Origin of the sequence: Limnohabitans sp. 2KL-27 (assembly GCF_001269345.1) — a bacterium.
In the GTDB taxonomy this organism is placed as follows: Bacteria; Pseudomonadota; Gammaproteobacteria; order Burkholderiales; family Burkholderiaceae_C; genus Limnohabitans_A.
The window spans coordinates 387,819-411,130 of the sequence record NZ_CXOP01000001.1 but is presented as its reverse complement, the minus strand read 5'-3'; the positions used below and the strand labels follow the sequence as shown (position 1 = coordinate 411,130).

Annotated in this window: 23 protein-coding genes; 20 read left to right on the top strand and 3 right to left on the bottom strand. The window is 61.7% G+C overall.

All coding sequences use genetic code 11. The annotated features are described in order from the left end of the window. Window positions 1-81: 81 nt before the first annotated feature. From LHAB_RS02070 to LHAB_RS02045, 6 genes are read left to right on the top strand one after another with little or no spacing between them, the layout of a single operon-like run. Entirely contained in the window at window positions 82-612 is a 531-nt protein-coding gene (locus LHAB_RS02070) for a shikimate kinase (protein WP_090043707.1), read from the top strand. Between the two features lie 39 nt (window positions 613-651). Further along, window positions 652-1,764 (top strand): 3-dehydroquinate synthase, encoded by a 1,113-nt coding sequence (aroB, locus tag LHAB_RS02065; protein WP_090043706.1) that lies wholly within the window; start codon window positions 652-654, stop codon window positions 1,762-1,764. A gap of 5 nt (window positions 1,765-1,769) precedes the next feature. Beyond that, window positions 1,770-2,951, top strand: coding sequence for a deoxyguanosinetriphosphate triphosphohydrolase (locus tag LHAB_RS02060; RefSeq protein ID WP_090043705.1), 1,182 nt, complete (start codon window positions 1,770-1,772; stop codon window positions 2,949-2,951). Further along, window positions 2,948-4,141, top strand: a complete 1,194-nt coding sequence (locus LHAB_RS02055) for an MFS transporter (RefSeq protein ID WP_090043704.1) — start codon at window positions 2,948-2,950, stop codon at window positions 4,139-4,141. The genes LHAB_RS02060 and LHAB_RS02055 overlap by 4 nt, the downstream gene beginning before the upstream one ends. After that, the gene (locus LHAB_RS02050) at window positions 4,138-4,692 is read left to right on the top strand and encodes a DUF1415 domain-containing protein (protein ID WP_090043703.1); all 555 of its coding nucleotides are present in this window, start codon (window positions 4,138-4,140) and stop codon (window positions 4,690-4,692) included. The genes LHAB_RS02055 and LHAB_RS02050 overlap by 4 nt, the downstream gene beginning before the upstream one ends. Next, entirely contained in the window at window positions 4,689-5,567 is an 879-nt protein-coding gene (locus LHAB_RS02045) for a class I SAM-dependent methyltransferase (protein WP_090043702.1), read from the top strand. The genes LHAB_RS02050 and LHAB_RS02045 overlap by 4 nt, the downstream gene beginning before the upstream one ends. A gap of 27 nt (window positions 5,568-5,594) precedes the next feature. Here the strand turns inward: LHAB_RS02045 and LHAB_RS02040 are convergent, their stop codons facing one another. The 3 genes from LHAB_RS02040 to LHAB_RS02030 are packed head-to-tail and all read right to left on the bottom strand — an operon-like array spanning window position 5,595 to window position 8,255. Continuing rightward, window positions 5,595-6,569 (bottom strand): Bug family tripartite tricarboxylate transporter substrate binding protein, encoded by a 975-nt coding sequence (locus tag LHAB_RS02040; RefSeq protein ID WP_090043701.1) that lies wholly within the window; start codon window positions 6,567-6,569, stop codon window positions 5,595-5,597. 23 nt (window positions 6,570-6,592) lie between these two features. After that, window positions 6,593-6,895, bottom strand: coding sequence for an AtuA-related protein (locus LHAB_RS02035; protein WP_090043700.1), 303 nt, complete (start codon window positions 6,893-6,895; stop codon window positions 6,593-6,595). Between the two features lies 1 nt (window position 6,896). Further along, window positions 6,897-8,255, bottom strand: a complete 1,359-nt coding sequence (locus LHAB_RS02030; RefSeq protein ID WP_090043699.1) for an acyclic terpene utilization AtuA family protein — start codon at window positions 8,253-8,255, stop codon at window positions 6,897-6,899. Between the two features lie 108 nt (window positions 8,256-8,363). Between LHAB_RS02030 and LHAB_RS02025 the strand changes: the two genes are divergently transcribed. From LHAB_RS02025 to hisG, 14 genes are all read left to right on the top strand, one after another. Then, window positions 8,364-9,059 (top strand): transposase, encoded by a 696-nt coding sequence (locus LHAB_RS02025; protein ID WP_090043698.1) that lies wholly within the window; start codon window positions 8,364-8,366, stop codon window positions 9,057-9,059. A gap of 132 nt (window positions 9,060-9,191) precedes the next feature. Next, a complete protein-coding gene (locus LHAB_RS02020; RefSeq protein ID WP_090043697.1) occupies window positions 9,192-13,886 on the top strand; it encodes a glutamate synthase-related protein in 4,695 nt (1,564 codons plus the stop codon). A 29-nt stretch (window positions 13,887-13,915) separates the two neighbouring features. Then, entirely contained in the window at window positions 13,916-15,397 is a 1,482-nt protein-coding gene (locus LHAB_RS02015) for a glutamate synthase subunit beta (protein WP_090043696.1), read from the top strand. A 105-nt stretch (window positions 15,398-15,502) separates the two neighbouring features. Continuing rightward, entirely contained in the window at window positions 15,503-16,321 is an 819-nt protein-coding gene (locus LHAB_RS02010) for an ABC transporter ATP-binding protein (protein ID WP_090043695.1), read from the top strand. Further along, a complete protein-coding gene (gene mlaE, locus LHAB_RS02005) occupies window positions 16,318-17,100 on the top strand; it encodes a lipid asymmetry maintenance ABC transporter permease subunit MlaE (RefSeq protein ID WP_090043694.1) in 783 nt (260 codons plus the stop codon). Before LHAB_RS02010 ends, mlaE begins: the two co-directional genes overlap by 4 nt. 10 nt (window positions 17,101-17,110) lie before the next feature. Further along, window positions 17,111-17,590, top strand: a complete 480-nt coding sequence (gene mlaD, locus LHAB_RS02000; protein ID WP_090043693.1) for an outer membrane lipid asymmetry maintenance protein MlaD — start codon at window positions 17,111-17,113, stop codon at window positions 17,588-17,590. Then, window positions 17,587-18,318, top strand: a complete 732-nt coding sequence (locus LHAB_RS01995) for an MlaA family lipoprotein (RefSeq protein ID WP_090043692.1) — start codon at window positions 17,587-17,589, stop codon at window positions 18,316-18,318. Before mlaD ends, LHAB_RS01995 begins: the two co-directional genes overlap by 4 nt. A gap of 78 nt (window positions 18,319-18,396) precedes the next feature. Next, window positions 18,397-19,050 (top strand): MlaC/ttg2D family ABC transporter substrate-binding protein, encoded by a 654-nt coding sequence (locus LHAB_RS01990; protein WP_194943049.1) that lies wholly within the window; start codon window positions 18,397-18,399, stop codon window positions 19,048-19,050. Window positions 19,051-19,061: 11 nt separating this feature from the next. After that, on the top strand, window positions 19,062-19,346 hold the full coding sequence (locus tag LHAB_RS01985) for an STAS domain-containing protein (protein WP_090043691.1): 285 nt from the start codon (window positions 19,062-19,064) through the stop codon (window positions 19,344-19,346). An 84-nt stretch (window positions 19,347-19,430) separates the two neighbouring features. Beyond that, complete coding sequence (locus LHAB_RS01980; RefSeq protein WP_090043690.1) at window positions 19,431-20,366, top strand: ABC transporter ATP-binding protein; 936 nt, start codon at window positions 19,431-19,433, stop codon at window positions 20,364-20,366. After that, window positions 20,363-21,118 carry an ABC transporter permease gene (locus LHAB_RS01975; protein ID WP_090043689.1) on the top strand — a complete coding sequence of 252 codons (756 nt, stop codon included), beginning with the start codon at window positions 20,363-20,365 and terminating at the stop codon, window positions 21,116-21,118. Before LHAB_RS01980 ends, LHAB_RS01975 begins: the two co-directional genes overlap by 4 nt. Before the next feature lie 7 nt (window positions 21,119-21,125). Continuing rightward, window positions 21,126-21,368: a BolA family protein gene (locus LHAB_RS01970; RefSeq protein WP_090043688.1), complete on the top strand. Its 243-nt coding sequence runs from the start codon at window positions 21,126-21,128 to the stop codon at window positions 21,366-21,368. 38 nt (window positions 21,369-21,406) lie between these two features. Further along, window positions 21,407-22,672: a UDP-N-acetylglucosamine 1-carboxyvinyltransferase gene (gene murA / locus LHAB_RS01965; protein WP_090043687.1), complete on the top strand. Its 1,266-nt coding sequence runs from the start codon at window positions 21,407-21,409 to the stop codon at window positions 22,670-22,672. Next, window positions 22,669-23,310, top strand: coding sequence for an ATP phosphoribosyltransferase (hisG, locus tag LHAB_RS01960; RefSeq protein ID WP_090043686.1), 642 nt, complete (start codon window positions 22,669-22,671; stop codon window positions 23,308-23,310). Before murA ends, hisG begins: the two co-directional genes overlap by 4 nt. Window positions 23,311-23,312 lie beyond the last annotated feature (2 nt).

Genomic DNA, 23,312 nt, shown 5'->3' with positions numbered 1-23,312 from the left:
CCGGTCGAATACACTTGCAAGCTCTGAAATGCAGGCCCCTTGCGCGTGAGGCCCTGCCCCATTTTCCAGTGTGAGACCTTCTTGAGCATCATCTTCGTGGGCCTACCGGGCTCGGGCAAAACCACCATTGGCAGGCAATTGGCCCGCCGCTTGGGGTTGCCTTTTGTCGATTCTGACCATGTGATCGAGCACCAGTTGGGCTGCTCGATCCGGGAGTTTTTTGCACGCGAAGGAGAAGACAGTTTTCGCGACGTGGAACAACAGGTGCTCGATGAGTTGACCCAAACCCATGAGGGGGTGATCGCCACAGGCGGCGGGGCGGTCTTGCGCGAAACCAATCGCCGTCATTTGCACGAACGCGGTCATGTGATCTACCTGCGCTCGACTCCCGAAGACGTGTTTCGCCGTGTGCGCCATGACACGGCACGTCCTTTGCTGCAGGTGGACGACCCCCTGAGCCGCTTGCGGGCTCTGTTCGATGCGCGAGACCCGCTGTACCGGGACGCGGCCCACTTTGTCATTGAAACCGGCCGCCCCTCGGTGGCCACCTTGGTCAACATGATCATCATGCAGCTGGAACTGGCCGGCCACCTGCCCGCACACAAGCCCTGAAACGCTCAGATGCCCCCAGTGCCCCTACACTTGGGGGCTATGTCCGAGTCCATATCTCCCCTCCAAACGGTCGCCATTTCTCTGGACGACCGCAGTTACAACATCCAGATTGGCCAGGGCCTGCTCAGCCACCCGGGCACTTGGGCTGGTCTGCCCAAGGCGCAAACGGCCATGATCGTGACCAACGACACGATTGCCCCGCTGTACGAGGCCGCTTTGCGCAGCGCCATTGCGCCCCATTACAAACAGGTGCACACCGTCGTCTTGCCCGATGGCGAAGCGCACAAGGACTGGCCAACCCTCAACCTGATTTTTGACGCGCTCCTAGGCCAAGGCTGTGACCGCAAGACGGTGCTTTTTGCCTTGGGTGGCGGTGTGGTGGGCGACATGACCGGCTTTGCCGCCGCCAGTTACATGCGCGGCGTGCCCTTTGTGCAGGTGCCGACCACCTTGCTCTCGCAGGTCGACTCGTCGGTGGGCGGCAAAACCGCCATCAACCACCCGTTGGGCAAAAACATGATCGGTGCGTTTTACCAGCCGGTGCGCGTGGTCTGCGATCTGGACACCTTGGCCACTTTGCCCCCCCGCGAGCTGAGCGCGGGCCTGGCCGAGGTCATCAAATACGGGCCGATTGCCGACATGGCCTTTTTGGACTGGATCGAGGCCAACATCGATGCGCTCATGGCGCAAGAGCCAGCCGCGCTGGCCCATGCCGTGCAACGCAGCTGCGAGATCAAGGCCTGGGTCGTGGGCCAGGACGAGCGTGAGGCGGGTCTGCGTGCCATCTTGAATTTCGGCCACACCTTTGGCCACGCCATCGAGGCGGGCCTGGGCTTTGGCGTCTGGCTGCACGGCGAGGCCGTGGGCTGCGGCATGGTCATGGCGGCAGAACTGTCCCTGCGCTTGGGCAAGGTGGACGCCGCTTTTGTGGCGCGCGTGCGGGCCTTGATCGCGCGTGCGGGCCTGCCGGTGCGCGGCCCGGTCATTGACGCGCTCGACAACGCGGGCCATTACATCGAACACATGCGCCTCGATAAAAAAGCCATTGGCGGCGACATCCAGTTTGTGGTGATCGACGGCCCCGGCAAGGCGACGGTCTGCGGCGCGCCCGACGCGATGGTGCGCGAGGTGATCGAGGCCTGCTGCGCTTGACGCCGATGCGCCTTGATTCACACCTCGAAGCGGCTTTGTGTGCGAAGGATCAGGGCAGTCTGTCCCATCTGGCCAGTGATCCAGCCCAAAGCCGTGGCCGGCGGCATCCTGAGGCGCCAGCGCCCACACGCAACGCGTTTCAGCGGGACCGAGACCGCATCGTGCACTCCACCGCCTTTCGGCGGCTGGTCTACAAGACCCAGGTGTTCCTGAACCACGAAGGCGATCTGTTTCGCACGCGGCTGACCCATTCGCTCGAAGTCGCGCAACTGGGCCGCTCCATTGCCCGGGCGTTGGGGCTCAATGAAGACTTGGTTGAAGCCGTGGCGCTGGCGCACGATTTGGGCCATACCCCTTTCGGACACGCAGGCCAAGACACGCTCAACGAATGCATGGCCGAGCACGGCGGCTTTGAGCACAACCTGCAAAGCCTGCGCGTGGTCGACCAACTCGAAGAGCGCTACCCCGCGTTTGACGGCCTGAACCTGAGCTTTGAAACCCGCGAGGGCGTGCTCAAACATTGCTCCCGCACGAATGCCGAGCATCTGGAGCAGACCGAGCCCGGTGGGGTAGGGCGGCGCTTCATCGACCGCACCCAACCCAGCCTGGAGGCCCAGTTGTGCAACCTGGCCGACGCCATTGCCTACAACGCGCACGACATCGACGATGGTGTGCGCTCGGGACTGATCAGCATCGAGCAACTGCTGCAGGTGGAGTTGTTTGCGCACTACCACCAGCAGACACTGGCCGAGCACCCGCGCTTGACTGAAAAACCGCGCCGTGTTCTGTACGAAACCATACGCCGCATGCTCAGCGACCAGGTGTATGACGTGATCGACACCACCCGCCAGGCCGTGGCCGATGCGGGCGTGTGCACGCTGGAGCAAGCCCGCCTGGCCGGCCCGCTGGTGGCTTTCAGCGCCGGGATGAAGGCGCGCAGCAGCGAACTCAAAAGATTTTTGTTCGCGCAGCTCTACCGCCACCCGCAGGTCATGCACACCACCGGTCAAGCGCAGCAGGTGGTGCGCGAGTTGTTTGCCGCTTATGTGGCCCAGCCCACTGAGATGTCCGCCGACTTCGCCACCAACGCGGACCTGCACCGCTCGGTGGCCGACTACATCGCCGGCATGACCGACCGCTTCGCTCTGCGCGAACACGAACGCCTGACAGGGCACAAGTTGTTGTGACTGCCCATCGCGCCGCTTGGCTGGTCGTTCTCGCTGGCGGCGTGGCGGCCTTGCAGGTGGGCAAACTGCCGCCCGCCTTGCCCGTGCTGCAGGCCGAGCTGGGTCTGACGCTGGTGCAGTCCGGTTTCCTCTTGTCCATGGTGCAACTTGCCGGCATGAGCCTGGCGGTGTTCATGGGACTGCTGGCCGATGGCCTGGGCCTGAAGCGCAGCATGGTGCGCGGCCTGTGTCTGCTGGCGCTGGCCAGTGGCTTGGGCGCATTCGCCACATCCGTCACCACCTTGCTGGCGCTGCGGGCCGTCGAAGGCCTGGGTTTTTTGCTGGTGGCCCTGCCTGCACCGGCCTTGATCCGCCGCTTGGTGCTGCCCGCTCAGCTGCCCGGCATGCTGGGCGTGTGGGGCGCGTACATGCCCACGGGCACGGCATTGGCTTTGCTGGTCGGGCCACTGTTCATCCCGGCCTGGGGCTGGAGCGCTTGGTGGGCGGTGTTTGCCGCCCTGTCGCTGGGCATGGCCGCGTGGTTGTGGCGCAGTGTGCCCGACGACCCGAGTGCCTACGCTGGCGCAACTGGGCCAGCAGCCGGCCAGCGCCTGCGCCGCACCCTGAGCGCCCCCGGACCTTGGCTGGTGGCACTGACCTTTGGCATGTATTCGGGCCAGTGGTTGGCCGTGGTGGGTTTTTTGCCATCCATTTACACCGCCGCTGGCGTGAGCGGTGTGCTGCTGGGGGTGCTCACGGCTTTGGCGGCGGCGGTCAACGTGTTGGGCAACCTGGCGTCGGGCCGCTTGCTGCAGCGCGGCTGGGCACCCCGCGCCACGCTGTGGCTGGGCTTTGGCGCCATGGCGCTGGGCAGCACCTTGGCCTTTGCACCCTTCACCGACACCCTGCCCTGGCTGCGCTTTGCTGGGGTGCTGCTGTTTTCGGGCATGGGCGGCTTGGTGCCGGGCACGCTGTTCAGTCTGGCGGTGCGTCTGGCCCCGGGTGAAGCACAAGTGACCACCACCGTCGGCTGGGTCCAGCAGCTGTCTGCCCTGGGCCAGTTTGTGGGCCCACCCGTGGTGGCGGCTGTGGCCGCGCGTGCGGGGGGCTGGCAACTCACGCCGCTGATCACGGTGGGTTGTTGTGCAGTGGGGGCGGTGCTGGCTTGGATGGCCGGACGCTTGACCTCGCAGGCACAATCTCGCCCATGACCGATATGAACACCCCCGAAATTGCCGATACCGTGCGTTGGCTCGAACGCGCCGTGATCGGCCTGAACCTGTGCCCCTTTGCCAAAGCCCCGCATGTCAAGGGCCAGATCCATTACGTGCTGAGCGAGGCCAAGGGCCTCGAAGGCTTGCGCGATGAGCTGATTGAGCAGCTGCAGGCGCTGGCGGGCATGAGCGCGGAAGAGCGCGAGACCGTGCTCTTGATCGTGCCGCAGATGCTGCAGGATTTTCTGGAGTTCAACGACTTTCTCGACGAAGCCGATGCCGTGCTGCAAGAACTCGACATGGAAGGCGTGTTCCAGGTCGCGAGTTTTCACCCGCAGTTTCAGTTTGCCGACACCGAGCCGGACGACATCGGCAATTTCACCAACCGCTCGCCTTACCCCACGCTGCACCTGCTGCGCGAGGAGAGCATCGACCGGGCGGTGGAGGCTTTTCCAGAGGCCGAAATGATTTACGAGACCAACATAGAGACCATGGACAAGCTGGGCGTTGAAGGCTGGAAAAAGCTGGATGTGGGTCCAACCCCATGAAAAAGCGCACGGCCACCGACAACGCCGCATCGCAGCTGCCGCCCGAAGTGCGCCCCGGCCAGTCTATTGAGTTGCTCAAGCAGCTGCACATCCTGACCCGCGAAGGCAAACTCAACCAAGACTCTCGCCGCAAGCTCAAGCAGGTCTACCACCTGTTCCAGTTCATCGAAAAACTGCTCAAAGAGTTGCCCGTCAGCGAAACCGGCCCCACGCTGGCCGACCACGGCGCAGGCAAGTCGTATCTGGGTTTCATCATTTACGACCTGTTTTTCAAGGCGCTGGGCCAAGGCACGATCTATGGCATCGAGACACGCAGCGAGCTGGTGGAATCGTCCCAAGCGCTGGCCCAAAAACTGGGTTTTGAGCGCATGCGCTTTTTGAACGTGAGCGTGGCCGAATCGACGCAAAGTGATGAGTTGCCTGCGCAGATCGACGTGGTGACGGCCTTGCACGCCTGCGACACCGCCACCGATGACGCCATCGCCTTCGGCCTGCAAAAGAAAGCCCAATACATGGTGTTGGTGCCTTGCTGCCAAGCCGAATTGGCCCGGGCGCTCAACCAGAACAAGGCGCTGAATTTGCAGCGCACGCCTTTGGCTGAGCTGTGGCGTCACCCCTTGCACACCCGCGAAGTGGGCAGCCAGCTCACCAACGTGCTGCGCTGCCTGTACCTGGAAGCACAAGGCTACCAGGTGACGGTCACCGAGCTGGTGGGCTGGGAGCATTCCATGAAAAACGAGCTGATCCTGGCCAAGTGCACCGGCCAGAAGAAACGCGCCTCCGGGGAGCGCCTGCTGGCGCTGCTGCAGGAGTTTGGGGTGGAGGCGCTGATGGGCAGTCGGTACCCGCTGGTCGCCAGATCAGAATCGGTCTGACCTGGCGCTCAGCAGACACCAAACGCCTTATTGCGGCTCAATCTTCGCGTCGCGAATGGCCTTGGCCCATTTGGCGGTTTCGGCTTTGGAGCGCTGTGCCAGAGCCTCGGGCGAAGCGGGAGCAGTTTCAAAGCCCAAGGCGGAGAAGCGCTCCAGGATGGTCTTGTCGGTGGCCGCGGCGTTCACAGCGGCGTTGAGTTTGCTGACGATGTCGGCGGGTGTGCCAGCCGGGGCAAAGACCGCAAAGTAGGCGATCAGTTCATAGTCTTTCAGGCCCAGAGCTTCGTTCACGGTGGGCAGCTCGGGGATGGCTTTGGAGCGCTGGGTTGAGGTGACGGCCAGGCCACGAATTTTCCCGGCCTTGACCTGAGGCAGCATCACAGCAAAGTCGGCGGTGAACATGTTCACCTGGCCGCCAATCAGGTCGGTCATGGCCGCGGGGCCGCTTTTGTAGGGCACGTTGGTCATCTGGATGCCGGCCATGCTGGAGAGCATTTCGCTCGACACCAATTGCGAAGTGCTGGCGCTGGCAAAGGTGATTTGTGTGGGCTTGGATTTGGTCAGGTCCACAAACTCTTTGAGCGTTTTGGCGGGCACGTCGTTGTTCACGGCCACGATCAGCGGCACCGAGCCCATGTAGGCCACAGGTGCAAAGGCGGTGTCCTGGTCATAGGGCAGCTTTTTCATCAGGCTCTTGAGCGCCGCGTTGGTGCTGTTGGTGCCGATCAGGATGGTGTAGCCGTCCGGGGCCGATTTGGCCACTGCGTCGGCGCCGAGCATGCCGTTGACGCCGGCGCGGTTGTCCACCACCACGGGCTGGCCCAGAACTTCAGACATTTTTTGTGCAAAAGCGCGGCCAATTTGGTCGGTGGCGCTGCCAGCGGCAAAGGGCACCACGGCCTTGATGGGTTTGTTGGGGTAGGCCTGTGCAAGGGCCTGGGAGGCCACAAGACCGAGGCCCAAAGCGGCAGACAACAAAGAGGCGATGCGCAAACGTTTCATGGGGTCTCCAGTGGGTAAAAAAATCATTCCATCACAAATGACAGCAGGTGCGCACTCAGGCATTTCCCGTGGGCGTCCAAGGCCAGCGAACGGGTGACGCCGCCGCCCAGCGCGTTGTGCATGACAAAGTTGAGCGCGCCCAGTTGAGGCAGCGCGTAGCGTTCTACCGGGCCGTGCACGGTGCCTGCAAAGTGGGCTTGCACGCGTTCGGCGCTCAGGTGTTGTTCCAGCAGGGCAAAGTCTTTTTTGTTGTAGGCGATGACCGACAAGGTGGACCGGTTGCCTTTGTCACCGGTGCGGGTGTGGGCGATGTCGCGAAGCAGCATGTCAGTCTCCTTCTGCGTTGAGCAGCACGGTGGTGGTGTGCACGGCACTGCGCGGCATGAGCACGGCGGCAGCGGCAATCACTTCGCGCACTGCGCGTGTGGCACCGCCGCCGCCGGCCGGGCCGTTGGTGTACAGCGCTTCGACTTCGTGCGCCACATGCTGGGCGTGTTGTTGGGTGGGCACGCGAAGGGCCACGCGGGCGCGCACTTCGGCGTGCTCTGACGGTGCTTGGCTGGAGGCCCCGAAGATCGCGTTCACGCCGATCAGGTCGTAACGGCCCTCGAACTCGCCATAGCCGGCATCGGCCAGCCGTTGTTGCACCAAGTCCAACGCCAATTGGCCCCGCGCCTGCGCACCCGGCCCGGCGTAGCTGATTTGGCCTTCGCCAATGAAGCCGTCGCGGTAGCCCAGCGTGACCTTGAGCGTGTCGGTGCGCGCATGGCCGTTGCCACCTGTGACTTGCACCCGGTCTGGGCCCAGCTGCGTCAGCTGCACCTGAGAAAAATCGGCCACCACATCGGGCTGCAGGTAGCGTGCTGGGTTCTCTATTTCATACAGCAGCTGCTCGGTGCAGGTGGGCACCGTCACGCAACCGCCAGAGCCCGCCACTTTGGTGATGACCGCATCACCCGTGGCGAAGACTTCGGCCAAAGGAAAGCCCAACCGGGCCAGATTGGGCACATCTTTGAAACCCGGATCGGCAAAGTAACCGCCCGTGATCTGCCCCGCGCATTCCAGCAAATGTCCGACCAGCACCCCTTTGCCCAGCCGCACCCAGTCGTCAGCGGCCCAGCCAAAGTGGTGCATCAAGGGGGCTAAAAACAGCGCCGGGTCGGCCACTCGGCCGGTGATGATGACTTGGGCGTCGGTTTGCAGCGCGGGCAGCAAGGCTTCGGCCCCCAAATAGGCGTTGGCCGAAATCAGCTGGGGCTGCAGATCGGCCAGCGTTTGAGTGCTCTCCAGTATGGGCAGGCCCAAGCCGTTTTGGGTGAGGGTGGCAAGCACATCGTCACCGAGCACCACCGCCACTTTGACATGGTGCAAACCCAACTCGCGGGCCACGGACAGCACCGCGTGCCCAGCCTGCAGCGGATGGGCCGCACCCATGTTGCTGAGGATGCGGGTGCCGTGGCTAAGGCAGGTGGGCAGAACGGCGCGCATGCGGGCCACCAGCATCGGGTCAAAGCCGGCGGCCGGATCTTTGGATCGCTCCAGTTGCGCCAAGGCAATCGTGCGCTCGGCCAGGCACTCGAACACCAAATAGTCCAGTTGGCCCTTTTCCGCCAATCCCACGGCGGGCGCAATGCGGTCACCGGCATAACCTGCACCTGCGCCCATGCGAAGAGTTGTCTTGTGCATGGCTCAAGCTTAATGGCGCGGGGATCACCCGGCTGTCGCGCGGGCGCTTGGATTTAATTGGGGTCAGATCCCAATTAAACTGTCGGTCTTCTCTCTGGGATTTTGACCATGGCCCGCCAGCCCCGCCTCACCCTTGCCGCTTACCCGCACCACGTCATCCAACGCGGCAACGACCGCCAGGCCATCGTGCGCGACGATGCCGACCGCGAACGCTTGTTGTCGCTGTGGCAAGAGCATGCGCAAACTTTCAAGGTGGCCATCCATGCTTACGTGGTCATGGACAACCATTTTCATTTGCTGCTCACGCCCGAAACCGACGAGGGCCTGCCGCAGATGATGCAAGCCGTGGGACGGGCCTATGTGCGCTACTTCAATTTGCGGCACCAGCGCACCGGCACACTGTGGGAAGGGCGCTACCGCAGCAACCTTATCGAGAGTGAGCGCTATCTTTTGGCTTGCATGGCCTACATCGACCTGAACCCGGTGAGGGCGGGCATGGTGGCGCAAGCTGCCGATTTCAAATGGTCCAGTCACAGGCACTGTATTGGGCAGTTGAGCGACAAATGGGTGACGCCGCATGCCCTGTTTTGGGGCTTGGGCAACACCCCGTTTGCCCGTGAGGCCGCCTATGCCGAGCTGGTGCAGACGGGTCTGGCGCAGCGCGAAAAGGACCAACTCACCCAAAGCGCCTTGTCGGGCTGGGCGCTGGGGTCGGCCGATTTCGTGGGGGCCTTGCAGCAAGCCACCCACCGGCGCCTGGTGCCTGGCAGGGCCGGGCGACCTTCCAAAAAGACAGTCGGTTGAATCTGTCCCCAATTAAATCAAAGTCAGTTCAAAGGTTAAATTAATCGGGATCTGACCCCAATTAAAAAGATTGGCATGGATGCTGCTGTGCACTACACTCCTCGCTCTGCGTAAAAACCCTTAGGAACGCCCATGACTTCGGCCAGTGCAAAAGAACATTTTCAATCGACCGGTTTGTATGACCCCGCCAACGAGCACGATGCGTGCGGTGTCGGCTTTGTGGCCCACATCAAAGGCCATAAGACACACGCCATCGTGACGCAGGCGCTCAAGATCTTGGAAAACTTGGACCACCGGGGTGCGGTGGGTGCGGACGCGTTGATGGGCGACGGCGCCGGTATCCTGATCCAGTTGCCCGATGCCCTGTACCGCGACGAGATGGCCAAGCAAGGTGTGGCCTTGCCACCGTTTGGCGAATACGGCGTGGGCATGGTGTTCTTGCCCAAGGAGCACGCATCGCGTATGGCTTGTGAGCAAGAGCTGGAACGCGCCGTCAAGGCCGAAGGCCAGGTGGTGCTGGGCTGGCGTGATGTGCCGGTGAACCGCGACATGCCCATGTCGCCCACCGTGCGAGAAAAAGAGCCGGTCATGCGCCAGCTCTTCATTGGCCGGGGTGCCGATGTGATCGTGCAAGACGCGCTGGAGCGCAAGCTGTACGTGATCCGCAAGACCGCCAGCGCCGCCATCCAGAACCTGCGCTTGACGCACAGCAACGAGTACTACATCCCCAGCATGTCCAGCCGCACCGCGGTCTACAAGGGCTTGCTGCTGGCCGACCAAGTGGGCACCTATTACCTGGACTTGCAGGACGAGCGCTGCGTCTCTGCTCTGGGCTTGGTGCACCAGCGCTTTTCCACCAACACCTTCCCCGAGTGGCCATTGGCCCACCCTTACCGCTATGTGGCGCACAACGGCGAGATCAACACCGTCAAGGGCAACTACAACTGGATGAAGGCCCGCGAAGGCGTGATGTCCTCGCCCGTGCTGGCTGCCGACCTGCAAAAGCTCTACCCCATCAGCTTTGCGGGCCAGTCCGACACCGCCACCTTTGACAACTGCCTCGAGTTGTTGACCATGGCGGGCTACCCCATCAGCCAAGCCGTGATGATGATGATCCCCGAGCCTTGGGAGCAGCACACCACCATGGACGAACGCCGCAAGGCTTTCTATGAATACCACGCGGCGATGCTCGAGCCTTGGGATGGCCCGGCATCCATCGTGTTCACCGATGGCCGCCAGATTGGTGCCACGCTGGACCGCAACGGCCTGCGCCCTTCGCGCTACATCATCACCGACGATGACATGGTCATCATGGGTTCGGAAACCGGCGTGCTGCCGATCCCCGAAAGCAAGATCGTGCGCAAGTGGCGTCTGCAGCCCGGCAAGATGTTCCTGATCGATCTGGAACAAGGCCGCATGATCAACGACGAAGAGTTGAAGGCCGGTTTGGCCAGCGCCAAGCCCTACAAGCAGTGGATCGAAAACCTGCGCATCAAGCTCGACGACGTGGCCGAGGCCCCGGTGCAAGCCGCTGCCGCCGATGTGCCTTTGCTCGATCTGCAACAAGCCTTTGGTACCACCCAGGAGGACATCAAGTTCTTGCTGGCCCCCATGGCCTCGGCCGGTGAGGAAGCCATCGGCTCCATGGGCAACGACAGCCCACTGGCCGTGCTGTCCGACAAGAACAAGCCGCTTTACAACTACTTCAAGCAGTTGTTCGCGCAAGTGACCAACCCACCGATCGACCCGATCCGCGAAGCGATCGTGATGTCGCTGGTGTCCTTCATTGGCCCCAAGCCGAACCTGCTGGACATCAACCAGGTCAACCCCCCGATGCGCTTGGAAGTCAGCCAGCCCATCTTGGATTTCGCCGACATGGCCAAGCTGCGCAACATCGACAGCGCCACCAAGGGCAAGTTCAAGAGTGCCACCTTGGACATCACCTACCCCGCCCTGTGGGGCCGTGAAGGCGTGGAAGCCAAATTGGCCTCGCTGTGCGCCGAAGCGGTGGACGCCATCAAGGGCGGCCACAACATCCTGATCATCAGCGACCGAGGCGTGAACGCCACCCAGGTGGCTGTGCCGGCATTGCTGGCGCTGTCGGCCATCCACCAGCATCTGGTGACCGAAGGCCTTCGCACCACAGCCGGTCTGGTGGTCGAAACCGGCACCGCCCGCGAAGTGCACCACTTCGCGGTGCTGGCCGGTTACGGCGCAGAAGCCGTCCATCCCTACTTGGCCATGGAGACCTTGGCGGCGCTGCACAAAGAGTTGCCGGGCGATTTGTCGGCCGAGAAAGCCATCTACAACTACGTCAAGGCGATTGGCAAGGGCCTGTCCAAGATCATGTCCAAGATGGGCGTGTCCACCTACATGTCGTATTGCGGTGCGCAGTTGTTCGAGGCCATCGGCATCAACAGCGAGACCATCAACAAGTACTTCACCGGCACCTCCAGCCGAGTGGGCGGCATCGGCGTGTTCGAGATCGCCGAAGAAGCCTTCCGCATGCACACCGCCGCCTTTGGCGATGACCCGATCTTGGCCACCATGCTGGACGCCGGCGGCGAGTACGCCTGGCGCGCCCGTGGCGAAGAGCACATGTGGACGCCTGATGCGATTGCCAAATTGCAGCATTCCACCCGTGCCAACAACTTCAGCACCTACAAAGAATACGCACAGATCATCAACGACCAGAGCAAGCGCCACATGACGCTGCGCGGCCTGTTCGAGTTCAAGATCGATCCGTCCAAAGCCATCCCGCTCGAGCAGGTCGAGCCGGCGGCCGACATCGTCAAGCGATTCGCCACGGGTGCGATGTCGCTGGGCTCGATATCCACCGAGGCACACGCCACCTTGGCCGTGGCCATGAACCGCATTGGCGGCAAGAGCAACACCGGCGAAGGCGGCGAAGATTCGGCCCGTTACCGCAACGAACTCAAGGGCATCCCGATCAAGCTGGGCGATTCGCTCAAAAGTGTGATCGGCGAAGAAAACGTCGAAGTCGATTTGCCTTTGCAAGCCGGTGACTCGCTGCGCTCACGCATCAAGCAAGTCGCGTCTGGCCGTTTTGGTGTCACAGCCGAATACCTGTCGAGCGCAGACCAGATCCAGATCAAGATGGCCCAGGGTGCCAAGCCCGGTGAAGGCGGTCAGTTGCCCGGCGGCAAAGTGTCCGACTACATCGGCAAGCTGCGCCACTCGGTGCCAGGCGTCGGTTTGATCTCGCCACCGCCTCACCACGACATCTACTCGATCGAGGACTTGGCCCAGCTGATCCACGACCTGAAGAATGTGGCGCCGCACAGTGACATCAGCGTCAAGTTGGTGTCCGAAATCGGCGTCGGTACGATTGCAGCAGGCGTTGCCAAGTGCAAGGCCGACCATGTGGTGATCGCGGGACACGACGGCGGCACGGGCGCATCGCCTTGGTCGTCCGTCAAGCACGCGGGCTCGCCTTGGGAAATCGGTCTGGCCGAGACCCAGCAGACCCTGGTGCTGAACGGTTTGCGCGGTCGCATCCGCGTGCAGGCCGACGGTCAGATGAAGACCGGACGCGACGTGGCGATTGGCGCTTTGTTGGGTGCTGACGAATTCGGCTTCGCCACCGCACCGCTGGTGGTCGAGGGCTGCATCATGATGCGCAAGTGCCACCTCAACACCTGCCCCGTGGGCGTGGCCACACAAGACCCGGTCCTGCGCGCCAAATTCACCGGCAAGCCCGAGCACGTCGTGAACTACTTCTTCTTCATCGCCGAAGAAGTGCGCCAGATCATGGCCCAGTTGGGCATCGCCAAGTTTGACGATCTGGTGGGCCGCGCCGATCTGCTCGACATGAAGAGCGGTGTGGAACACTGGAAGGCCAAGGGTCTGGATTTTGGCCGCCTGCTGGCCGTGCCGCAAGTGGCCTCCACCGTGGCCGTGCGCCATGTGGACACACAAGACCATGGCCTTGAAAAGGCCCTGGACAATGTGCTGATCGCCAAGAGCCGCGCCGCCATCGACAAGGGCGAAAAAGTTCAGTTCATGGAAGTCGCGCGCAACGTGAACCGCTCGGTCGGTGCCATGTTGTCCGGTGCCGTGACCAAGGTGCATCCCGAAGGCTTGCCTGACGACACCTTGCGCATCCAACTGGAAGGCACAGGCGGCCAGTCCTTCGGTGCATTCTTGGCCAAGGGCATCACGCTGTACCTGATCGGCGAAGCCAACGACTACACCGGCAAAGGCTTGTCCGGTGGCCGCGTCGTGGTGCGCCCGAGCTTGGAGTTCCGTGGCGTGGCCTCGCAAAACATCATCGTGGGCAACACCGTCATGTACGGCGCGACCACAGGTGAAGCCTTCTTTGCGGGCGTGGCCGGTGAGCGTTTTGCCGTGCGTCTGTCCGGGGCCACAGCGGTGGTTGAGGGCACAGGCGACCACGGCTGCGAATACATGACCGGCGGCACTGTCGCGGTCTTGGGCAAGACCGGCCGCAACTTCGGCGCCGGCATGAGCGGCGGCATCGCTTATGTGTACGACGAAGACGGTGAATTCGCTTCACGCTGCAACACCGCCATGGTCAGCATGGAAAAAGTACTGACTGTGGCCGAGCAGGAAGCGCAAGTGGACCGCAAGGTTTGGCACCGCGATCAGGCCGACGAAGCGCAGCTGAAGAAACTGCTGGAAGACCACCACAAATGGACTGGCAGCCAGCGTGCCCGTGAGTTGCTGGACAACTGGGCCACCGCCCGCGCCAAATTCGTGAAGGTGTTCCCCAACGAATACAAGCGCGCTCTGGGCGAGATCAACGCACGCAAGGCGGCCAAAGCTGCTCAGCCCGTTGCCGCCTGAGCCCCACGTCAAGAATCTAAGGAAACATCATGGGAAAAATCACAGGTTTCATGGAATTCGAGCGCATCGAAGAAGGCTACAAGCCGGTGGTCGAGCGCTTGAAGAACTACAACGAGTTCGTGATCGGACTGACGCCCGAGCAGTCGAAAACACAAGCAGCGCGTTGCATGGACTGCGGCACGCCGTTTTGCAACAACGGCTGCCCGGTCAACAACATCATTCCCGATTTCAACAATCTGGTGTTTGAAGGCGACTGGAAGAACGCGATCGAGGTGCTGCACAGCACCAACAACTTCCCCGAGTTCACCGGCCGCATCTGCCCCGCACCGTGCGAGGCCGCTTGCGTGGTCAACTTCAACGACGACGCCGTCGGCATCAAGTCGATCGAGCACGCCATCATCGACCGCGCTTGGGCCGAAGGCTGGGTCACGCCCCGCCCTGCCAAAGTCAAGACCGGCAAGACCGTGGCTGTGATTGGCGCGGGCCCCGCTGGCCTGGCTGCCGCACAGCAGCTGGCACGCGCCGGCCACGATGTGACCTTGTTCGAAAAGAACGACCGCGTGGGTGGCTTGCTGCGTTACGGCATCCCCGACTTCAAGATGGAAAAGACGCACATTGACCGGCGCGTGCAGCAGCTCGAAGCCGAAGGCGTGAAGATCCGCACCAGCGTGCTGGTGGGTGAATGGCCCAAGGACTCCAAGGTCACCAACTGGGCCAAGGAAACCATCAGCGCCGAGCAGCTCCAAAAAGACTTTGACGCGGTGCTGCTCACAGGCGGCTCCGAGCAGTCGCGTGACCTGCCTGTGCCAGGCCGTGACCTCGACGGCATCCATTTCGCGATGGAATTCCTGCCCCAGCAAAACAAGGTCAACGCGGGCGACAAGCTCAAAGGCCAGCTGCGCGCTGACGGCAAAAACGTCATCGTGATCGGTGGCGGCGACACCGGCAGCGACTGCGTGGGCACCAGCACACGCCATGGCGCCGTGAGCGTGACCCAATTCGAGGTGATGCCCGAGCCGCCCGAAAAAGAAAACAAGGCGATGATCTGGCCCTACTGGCCCATGAAGCTGCGCACCAGCTCCAGCCACGACGAAAGCGCCGAAAAAGGTCTGCTCCAGCGCGAGTTCGCCATCTCCACCAAGGAGTTCATGGGCGAAAAGGGCAAAGTCACCGGTCTGAAAACCGTGCACGTCGAGTTCAAAGACGGCAAGATGGTTGAAGTGCCCGGCACCGAGAAGGCATACAAAGCCGACATGGTCTTGCTGGCCATGGGCTTCACCAACCCGGTCGCCACGGTGCTCGACGCCTTTGGCATTGACAAGGACGCCCGTGGCAACGCCAAGGCCAGCACCGACTTCACGGGGGGCTATGCCACCAACGTGGCCAAGGTCTTTGCCGCAGGCGACATGCGCCGGGGTCAGTCCTTGGTGGTGTGGGCCATCCGCGAAGGCCGTCAAGCAGCCCGCGCCGTGGACGAATTCTTGATGGGGAAAAGCGATCTGCCACGCTGAGCGGGTCCGGTTGTAGGTAAAATCCCTTAAACCCGAAGGACGGCACAGCGCCGATCCGGGTGAGTTAGCACCACAAGAGCCGGATCCATCCGGCTCTTGTCTTTCATGAACGCCACATCCACACCACCGCCACTTGTTGAACTGCGCGACCTGACTTTCGGGTACGGCGACCGTGTCATCTTGAAGCATCTGAGCTTCAATGTGCCGCGAGGACAAGTCACGGCCTTGATGGGCGTATCGGGGGGCGGCAAGACCACGGTGCTGCGCCTCATTGGTGGGCAAATCCGGGCCAGCCATGGGCAGCTCTTGTTCGATGGCGAGGACATCACCCCCATGCGCCAACCCGAGTTGTATGCGGCACGACGTCGCATGGGCATGCTGTTCCAGTTCGGTGCGTTGTTCACCGACATGAGTGTGTTCGACAACGTGGCCTTTCCCTTGCGCGAACACACCCACTTGTCCGAAGACCTGATCCGCGACATCGTGCTGATGAAGCTCGATGCGGTGGGCTTGCGCGGTGCGAGGGACATGAGGCCTTCCGAGATTTCTGGTGGCATGAGCCGGCGCGTGGCCTTGGCCCGCGCCATTGCCCTCGACCCCGACTTGATCATGTACGACGAGCCCTTTGCCGGTCTGGACCCGATCTCGCTGGGTACGGCGGCGCGGCTGATCCGCCGCTTGAACGACAGCCTGGGCATCACCAGCGTGGTGGTGTCGCACGATGTCAACGAAACTTTTGAAATCGCCGACCATGTGGTCATTCTGGCCAATGGCGGCGTGGCAGCTCAGGGGACACCAGCGGAGCTGCGGGCCAGCACCGACCCGCTGATCCACCAGTTTGTGCATGCGCTCAGCGATGGTCCCGTGCCGTTCCATTACCCGGCGCCCACGGCCGCGCAAGACTATGGCCGGAGGTCGGCATGATCACCGCCATGCTGGGCGCTTTGGGCGCATCCACCCGCCAACTGATGGCCGATTGGGGCTTTGCCGCGCGTTTGTTTTTCAAGTTGCTGGGCATGTCGGGTGCGGCGCTCAAGCGTTTTGGCTTGGTGCGCGACCAGGTGCATTTCCTGGGCAACTATTCCCTGGCCATCATCACCGTGTCGGGCTTGTTTGTGGGCTTTGTGCTGGGTCTGCAGGGCTACTACACCTTGCAGCGTTATGGCTCTGCCGAGGCATTGGGTTTGCTCGTGGCCCTCAGTTTGGTGCGTGAGTTGGGCCCGGTGGTGGCCGCTTTGTTGTTTGCAGGCCGTGCCGGTGCATCGCTCACGGCCGAGATCGGTCTCATGCGGGCGGGCGAGCAGCTGACCGCTTTGGAAATGATGGCGGTCGACCCGGTGCAGCGCATTTTGGCGCCGCGTTTTTGGGGCGGCATCATCGCTTTGCCCTTGCTCGCGGCCGTGTTCAGCGCGGTGGGGATTGTGGGTGGCTATGTGGTGGGTGTTTTGTTGATTGGCGTGGACGCGGGGTCGTTCTGGAGTCAGATGCAAGGCGGCGTGGATGTGTTCAAGGACGTGGGCAACGGCATCATCAAAAGCGTGGTGTTTGGCGTGGCCGTGACCTTCATCGCCTTGCTGCAAGGCTATGTGGCCAAGCCCACGCCTGAAGGTGTGGCCAGCGCCACCACCCGCAGCGTGGTGGTTTCTTCTTTGTCGGTGTTGGGACTGGACTTCATCCTGACCGCGATGATGTTCAGCATTTGAGGAGGACGGCATGCAACGTTCAAAAAATGATGTGTGGGTGGGTTTGTTTGTGCTGCTCGGTGCTGTCGCCGTGCTCTTTTTGGCGCTCAAGGCGGCCAACCTGCTGACTTGGAGTTTCAGCAAGGATTACGAGGTCACGGCCAAGTTCGACAACATCGGGGGGCTCAAGCCCGGTGCGGCCGTCAAGAGTGCCGGGGTGGTGGTCGGACGGGTCAAGAAAATCGAGTTCGACGGCGAATCCTTTCAGGCCAAAGTCACGCTGGCCTTGCAGTCCGAGCATGGTTTTCCCCAAGACAGTTCCCTGAAAATCCTCACCAGCGGTTTGCTGGGTGAGCAGTACCTGGACATGTCGCCAGGTGCGGAAGAGAAAAATCTGGTGGCAGGCGACAAGATCGGATCGACCCAGTCGGCGGTGATTTTGGAAAACCTGATCAGCCAATTCCTTTACAGCCAGGCAGAAAAACCTGCGGCAGAAAGTCAAGAGCCATGAATTTCTCGACCCGACGCATCAGCCTGATGCTGGTGGGCTGCGTCTTGCTCATATTGCAAGGTTGTGCCACTGTCAAAAATCCTGATCCACGCGATCCATGGGAAACCATGAACCGCAGTGTTTACCAATTCAACGATGCGCTGGACGTCATGGCGATCCAGCCCGCAGCCAAGGCTTATGTCACGGTGCTGCCCAGCCCGGTTCGCACAGGGATTCACAATTTCCTGGGCAACATCGGCGACGTCTGGTCCATGGCCAACAGCGCCTTGCAGTTGAAAGGACAGGCCACGGCTGAAACCTTCATGCGCATCACCGTGAACACATTTTTGGGTTTGGGCGGTGTCCTGGATGTGGCTACCGAGATGAGACTTGAAAAGCGCAAGGAAGACTTGGGTCAGACCTTGGGCTATTGGGGTGTCCAGCCCGGACCTTACTTGGTGCTGCCCATTTTTGGACCCTCCACCTTGCGGGACACTTTGGCCACGCCTTTGGACATGAAGGGGGATGCGGTTCAGCAATTCAACGACTCCGCCACCCGGAATGTGTTGTCCGTGACCCGCGTGCTGGATGTTCGCGCTGGTTTGCTGCAGACGTTGGATGTCATCAAGGCTGCCGCGCTGGACCCCTATTCGTTCGTGCGGGATGCTTATTTGCAAAAGCGTGAGAACGACGTGCATGACGGCAATCCCCCAGCCAATTTTGACTACACCGAATCTGGAAAACCCTGAGTCAAGGCCATGAAAGCGGCCCTGTGCCTTGTTACAGTTGTTCACAAGAGCCCAGGCTGCTGACCGTATAGTGCACCCATGAAAAAGATGATTTCCTTGCTTTTGTCGCGCCGCCATCTGCTGGTGATGGCCTCTGCCGTCGCTTTGTTGTCCAACATGGGACCTGCTTGGGCTGCAGACGAAGCCCCTGATGCTTTCATCAAACGCATCACCACCGAGACCCTGGACATCATCAAGGCCGACAAGTCCTTGCGCAACGGCGAGGTCAACAAGATCATCCAGTTGGTGGATGTCAAGTTGATGCCACATGTGAATTTCCGTCGCATGACCGCTCTGGCCACCGGCCCTGCCTGGCGCAGAGCCACGCCTGATCAACAAAAACGCCTGCAGGAAGAGTTCAAGATTTTGCTGGTCCGCACCTACTCGGGTGCGCTCAGTCAGGTCAGCGATCAGGTGGTGGTGGTCAAGCCTCTGCGTGCCGGCCAAGAAGACAAAAATCTGGTGGTCAACACCGAGGTGCGCGGTAAAGGTGACCCGATCCAACTCGACTACCGATTGGAAAAAACCCCGGGCGAAGGCGCTGGCTGGATGATCTTTGATCTGAATGTCCTGGGCGTCTGGTTGATCGAAAACTACCGCACGCAGTTCACCAAAGAGATCAATGCCGGTGGCATTGATGCGTTGATCGCCAGCTTGGCCGCACGCAACAAGTCCAACGCCAAAGCCTCTTGATCCGGTGTGACATGACCCCCTTGAAACTGCCCGCCACCTTGCTGCACGACCAAGCCGATGCTTGTCTGGCGCAATGGGCGTCGCAATGGTCCCAATCGCCGCAAGCCTGGCCGCCTGAGGTGGCGCTGGACGCCTCGGCCTTGGCCGAGTTCGACTCTTCGGTGCTGGCCGTTTTGTTGGGCTTGCGCCGGGCGGTGACTGCCAAAGGCAGTGCTTTGCGGGTGGTGGGCATGACGCCGCGCTTGCGTGAACTGGCCAGTTTGTATGGGGTGATGGACCTGCTCCAGCCCGACTGAGTGAGCGGTTGCCAACGCTTTTGGGGCCGATCTGCAGGCTCGTCCCCGGTGACTGCAGGCCAGCACTTAAAATAGCCTTCTCCCATGCCAGCGCTCTCATTCCAATCCGTCTCCAAGATCTACCCGGCCAAACAGGCGGGCGCAGCCGCGTTCAAAGCGCTCGACCAGATCAGCTTCGATGTGGAGGAGGGCGAGTTTTTCGGCCTGCTTGGCCCCAATGGCGCGGGCAAAACCACCCTGATCAGCACCCTGGCCGGCCTGAGTCGCCCCACCACAGGGCGCGTGCTGGTGCATGGCCACGATGTGCAGACCGATTACGCCGCTGCCCGCCGCCTGCTGGGCGTGGTGCCGCAAGAGCTGGTGTTTGACCCTTTTTTCACGGTGCGTGAGTCACTGCGCATCCAGTCGGGCTATTTTGGCGTCAAGCACAACGACGCTTGGATCGATGAATTGCTGGACAGCCTGGGCCTGAGCGACAAGGCGGGCGCCAACATGCGCCAACTCTCGGGCGGCATGAAGCGCCGCGTGCTGGTGGCGCAAGCCTTGGTGCACAAGCCGCGTGTGATCGTGCTCGACGAGCCCACGGCCGGGGTGGATGTGGAGCTGCGCCAGACCCTGTGGCAGTTCATCGCCAAACTCAACAAGCAAGGCCACACCGTCTTGCTCACCACCCATTACCTCGAAGAAGCCGAAGCCCTGTGCGGGCGCATCGCCATGCTCAAGCGCGGGCAGTTGCTGGCGCTGGAGCGCACATCCGACTTGCTGCGCTCGGCCACCAGCCAGGTGCTGCGCTTCAAGCTCGACGGCGACTTGCCGCCTGGCGTGGCGGCCATCGCCCGCGTCACCGGCCGCATCGTGCAGCTGCCGGTGCACAACGCGGTCGAGATCGAAAACCATCTGGCCACCCTGCGCACGGCGGGCTTGGTTGTGGAAGATGTGGAGATTCGCCAGGCCGATCTGGAAGATGTGTTCCTGGAAGTCATGAACCGCAAACAAACCGCCTCGGGAGCCCTGGCATGACCGGCTGGCAAACCCTGTTGTACAAAGAGGTGCTGCGTTTTTGGAAGGTGGCTTTCCAGACGGTGGCGGCGCCCGTGCTGACGTCGGTGCTGTACATGCTCATTTTTGGCCATGTGCTCGAAGACCATGTGAAGGTGTACGACCAGGTGGCCTACACCTCGTTTTTGCTGCCGGGCCTGATGATGATGGGCGTGCTGCAAAACGCGTTTGCCAACAGCTCGTCGAGCCTGGTGCAAAGCAAGATCATGGGCAGCTTGGTGTTTTTGCTCCTCACCCCTTTGTCGCACCGCAGCTGGTTTGTGGCCTATGTGGGTTCGTCGATCGTGCGGGGTTTGGCGGTGGGTCTGGGGGTGTTCGTCATCACAGGCTGGATGGTCAACATCACTTTTGTGAACCCGTTGTGGATTTTGGCCTTTGCCATCATGGGCGCGGCCATGATGGGGTCCTTGGGCGTGATTGCCGGGCTCTGGGCTGAAAAATTCGACCAAATGGCCGCGTTTCAAAATTTCATCATCATGCCCATGACCTTTTTGTCGGGTGTGTTCTATTCCATCCACTCCTTGCCGCCGTTTTGGCAAAAACTCAGCCACCTGAACCCGTTTTTCTACATGATCGATGGTTTCCGATACGGCTTTTTTGGCCAAAGTGATGTGTCCCCCTGGCTCAGTTTGGCCGTGGTCGGCACTGCCTTGGCGGCCATCAGTGGTCTGACCCTTCACCTTTTGCGCATCGGCTACAAAATCCGAAGCTAATACCCCCATGAACGCTGAGCAACTTCAAGCCATCATCGCCGCAGGCCTGGCGTGCACCCACCTCACGGTGGAGGGCGATGGCCGCCACTGGAGCGCCGTGGTCGTGTCCGACGCCTTTGATGGCATGCGCCCCATTGCGCGGCACCAACGGGTGTACGCCACGCTGGGCCAAAAAATGCACACCGACGAGGTGCACGCCTTGTCGATGAAAACCTACACGCCCGCCGAATGGGCTGCGCAGGCAAAATGAACCGAAGGCCCCCGGGCCGCAACGCACCGACCTGATCCATGGATAAATTGAAAATTCGCGGCGGCCACCGCCTGCAAGGCACGCTCGAGGTGTCGGGGGCCAAAAACGCCGCCCTGCCCGAGCTGTGCGCCGCATTGCTGAGCGCCGAGCCCGTCACGCTGGCCAATGTGCCGCGCCTGCAAGACGTCTCGACCATGCTCAAGCTGATCCGCAACATGGGCGTGACGGCCGAGCACCACGAAGACGGTCGCGTCACGCTGGACGCGAGGGCTTTGAACAACCCTGAAGCGCCCTATGAGTTGGTGAAAACCATGCGCGCCTCGGTGCTGGCGCTGGGGCCCTTGTTGGCCCGATTTGGCCACGCCAAGGTGTCCTTGCCCGGTGGCTGCGCCATCGGCTCGCGTCCTGTGGACCAGCACATCAAGGGTCTGCAAGCCATGGGAGCGCAGATCACGGTGGACCACGGTTACATGCTGGCCAGTTTGCCCGCTGGCCGCACCCGCCTCAAAGGCGCGCGCATCACCACCGACATGGTCACCGTCACAGGCACCGAAAACTTCTTGATGGCCGCCGCCTTGGCCGAAGGTGAGACGGTGCTCGAAAACGCCGCGCAAGAGCCTGAAATCCCCGATTTGGCCGAGATGCTCATCCAAATGGGCGCGCAGATCGAGGGTCACGGCACTCGCCGCATCCGCATTCAGGGTGTGGACCGCTTACACGGTTGTCATCACCAGGTGGTGGCCGACCGCATCGAAGCGGGCACCTTTTTGTGCGCTGTGGCTGCCACGGGCGGCGATGTGGTGTTGCGCCACGGCCGCGCCGACCATCTGGAAGTCGTGATCGAAAAGCTGCGCGATGCCGGTGCCACCATCGAAGCGGGTGTGGACTTCATCCGCGTCAAGGCCGACGGTCGCCTGAAAGCCCAGAGCTTTCGCACCACCGAATACCCAGGCTTTCCGACCGACATGCAGGCCCAGTTCATGGCGCTCAACTGCATCGCGCAGGGCGCGAGCAAGGTGACGGAGACGATTTTTGAAAACCGTTTCATGCACGTCAACGAACTCGTTCGGTTGGGCGCGCACGTCCAGATCGACGGCAAGGTGTCTGTGATTGAGGGCGTGCCCAAGCTCTCGGGGGCCACGGTGATGGCCACCGATTTGCGGGCTTCGGCCAGTTTGGTGATTGCCGGTTTGGTGGCCGATGGCGAAACCACCGTCGAACGCATTTACCACTTGGACCGCGGTTATGACCGCATGGAAGCCAAATTGCGCGCACTCGGCGCCGACATCGAAAGGGTGAAATGATCACGCTGGCCCTGTCCAAAGGACGCATCTTTGACGAAACTTTACCCTTGCTGCTGGCCGCAGGCATCGAGGTGCTCGAGGACCCCGAGAAATCTCGCAAGTTGATCCTGCCCACCAACCAGCCGAACGTGCGAGTGGTGCTGGTGCGCGCCAGCGATGTGCCCACTTATGTGGAATACGGAGGCGCCGATCTGGGCGTGACGGGCTTGGACACGCTGATCGAACACGGCGGGCAGGGCTTGTACCAGCCGCTGGACCTGAACATCGCCAAATGCCGCATGAGCGTGGCAGTGCGCGCCGACTACGACTACGCCCGTGCGGTGCGCACAGGCTCGCGCCTGAAAGTGGCCACCAAGTACACCGCGATTGCGCGCGACTTTTTTGCCACCAAGGGCGTGCACGTGGACATGATCAAGCTTTACGGCAGCATGGAGTTGGCGCCCCTCACGGGCCTGGCCGACGCCATCGTCGACTTGGTGTCCACGGGCAACACACTCAAGGCCAATCACTTGGTTGAAGTCGAGCGCATCATGGACATCAGTTCGCGCCTGGTGGTGAACCAGGCCGCGCTCAAGCTCAAGCAGGCACCGATCCGCGCCATCATCGACGCCTTTGCCGGTGCCGTGAAGAAAGACTGAAC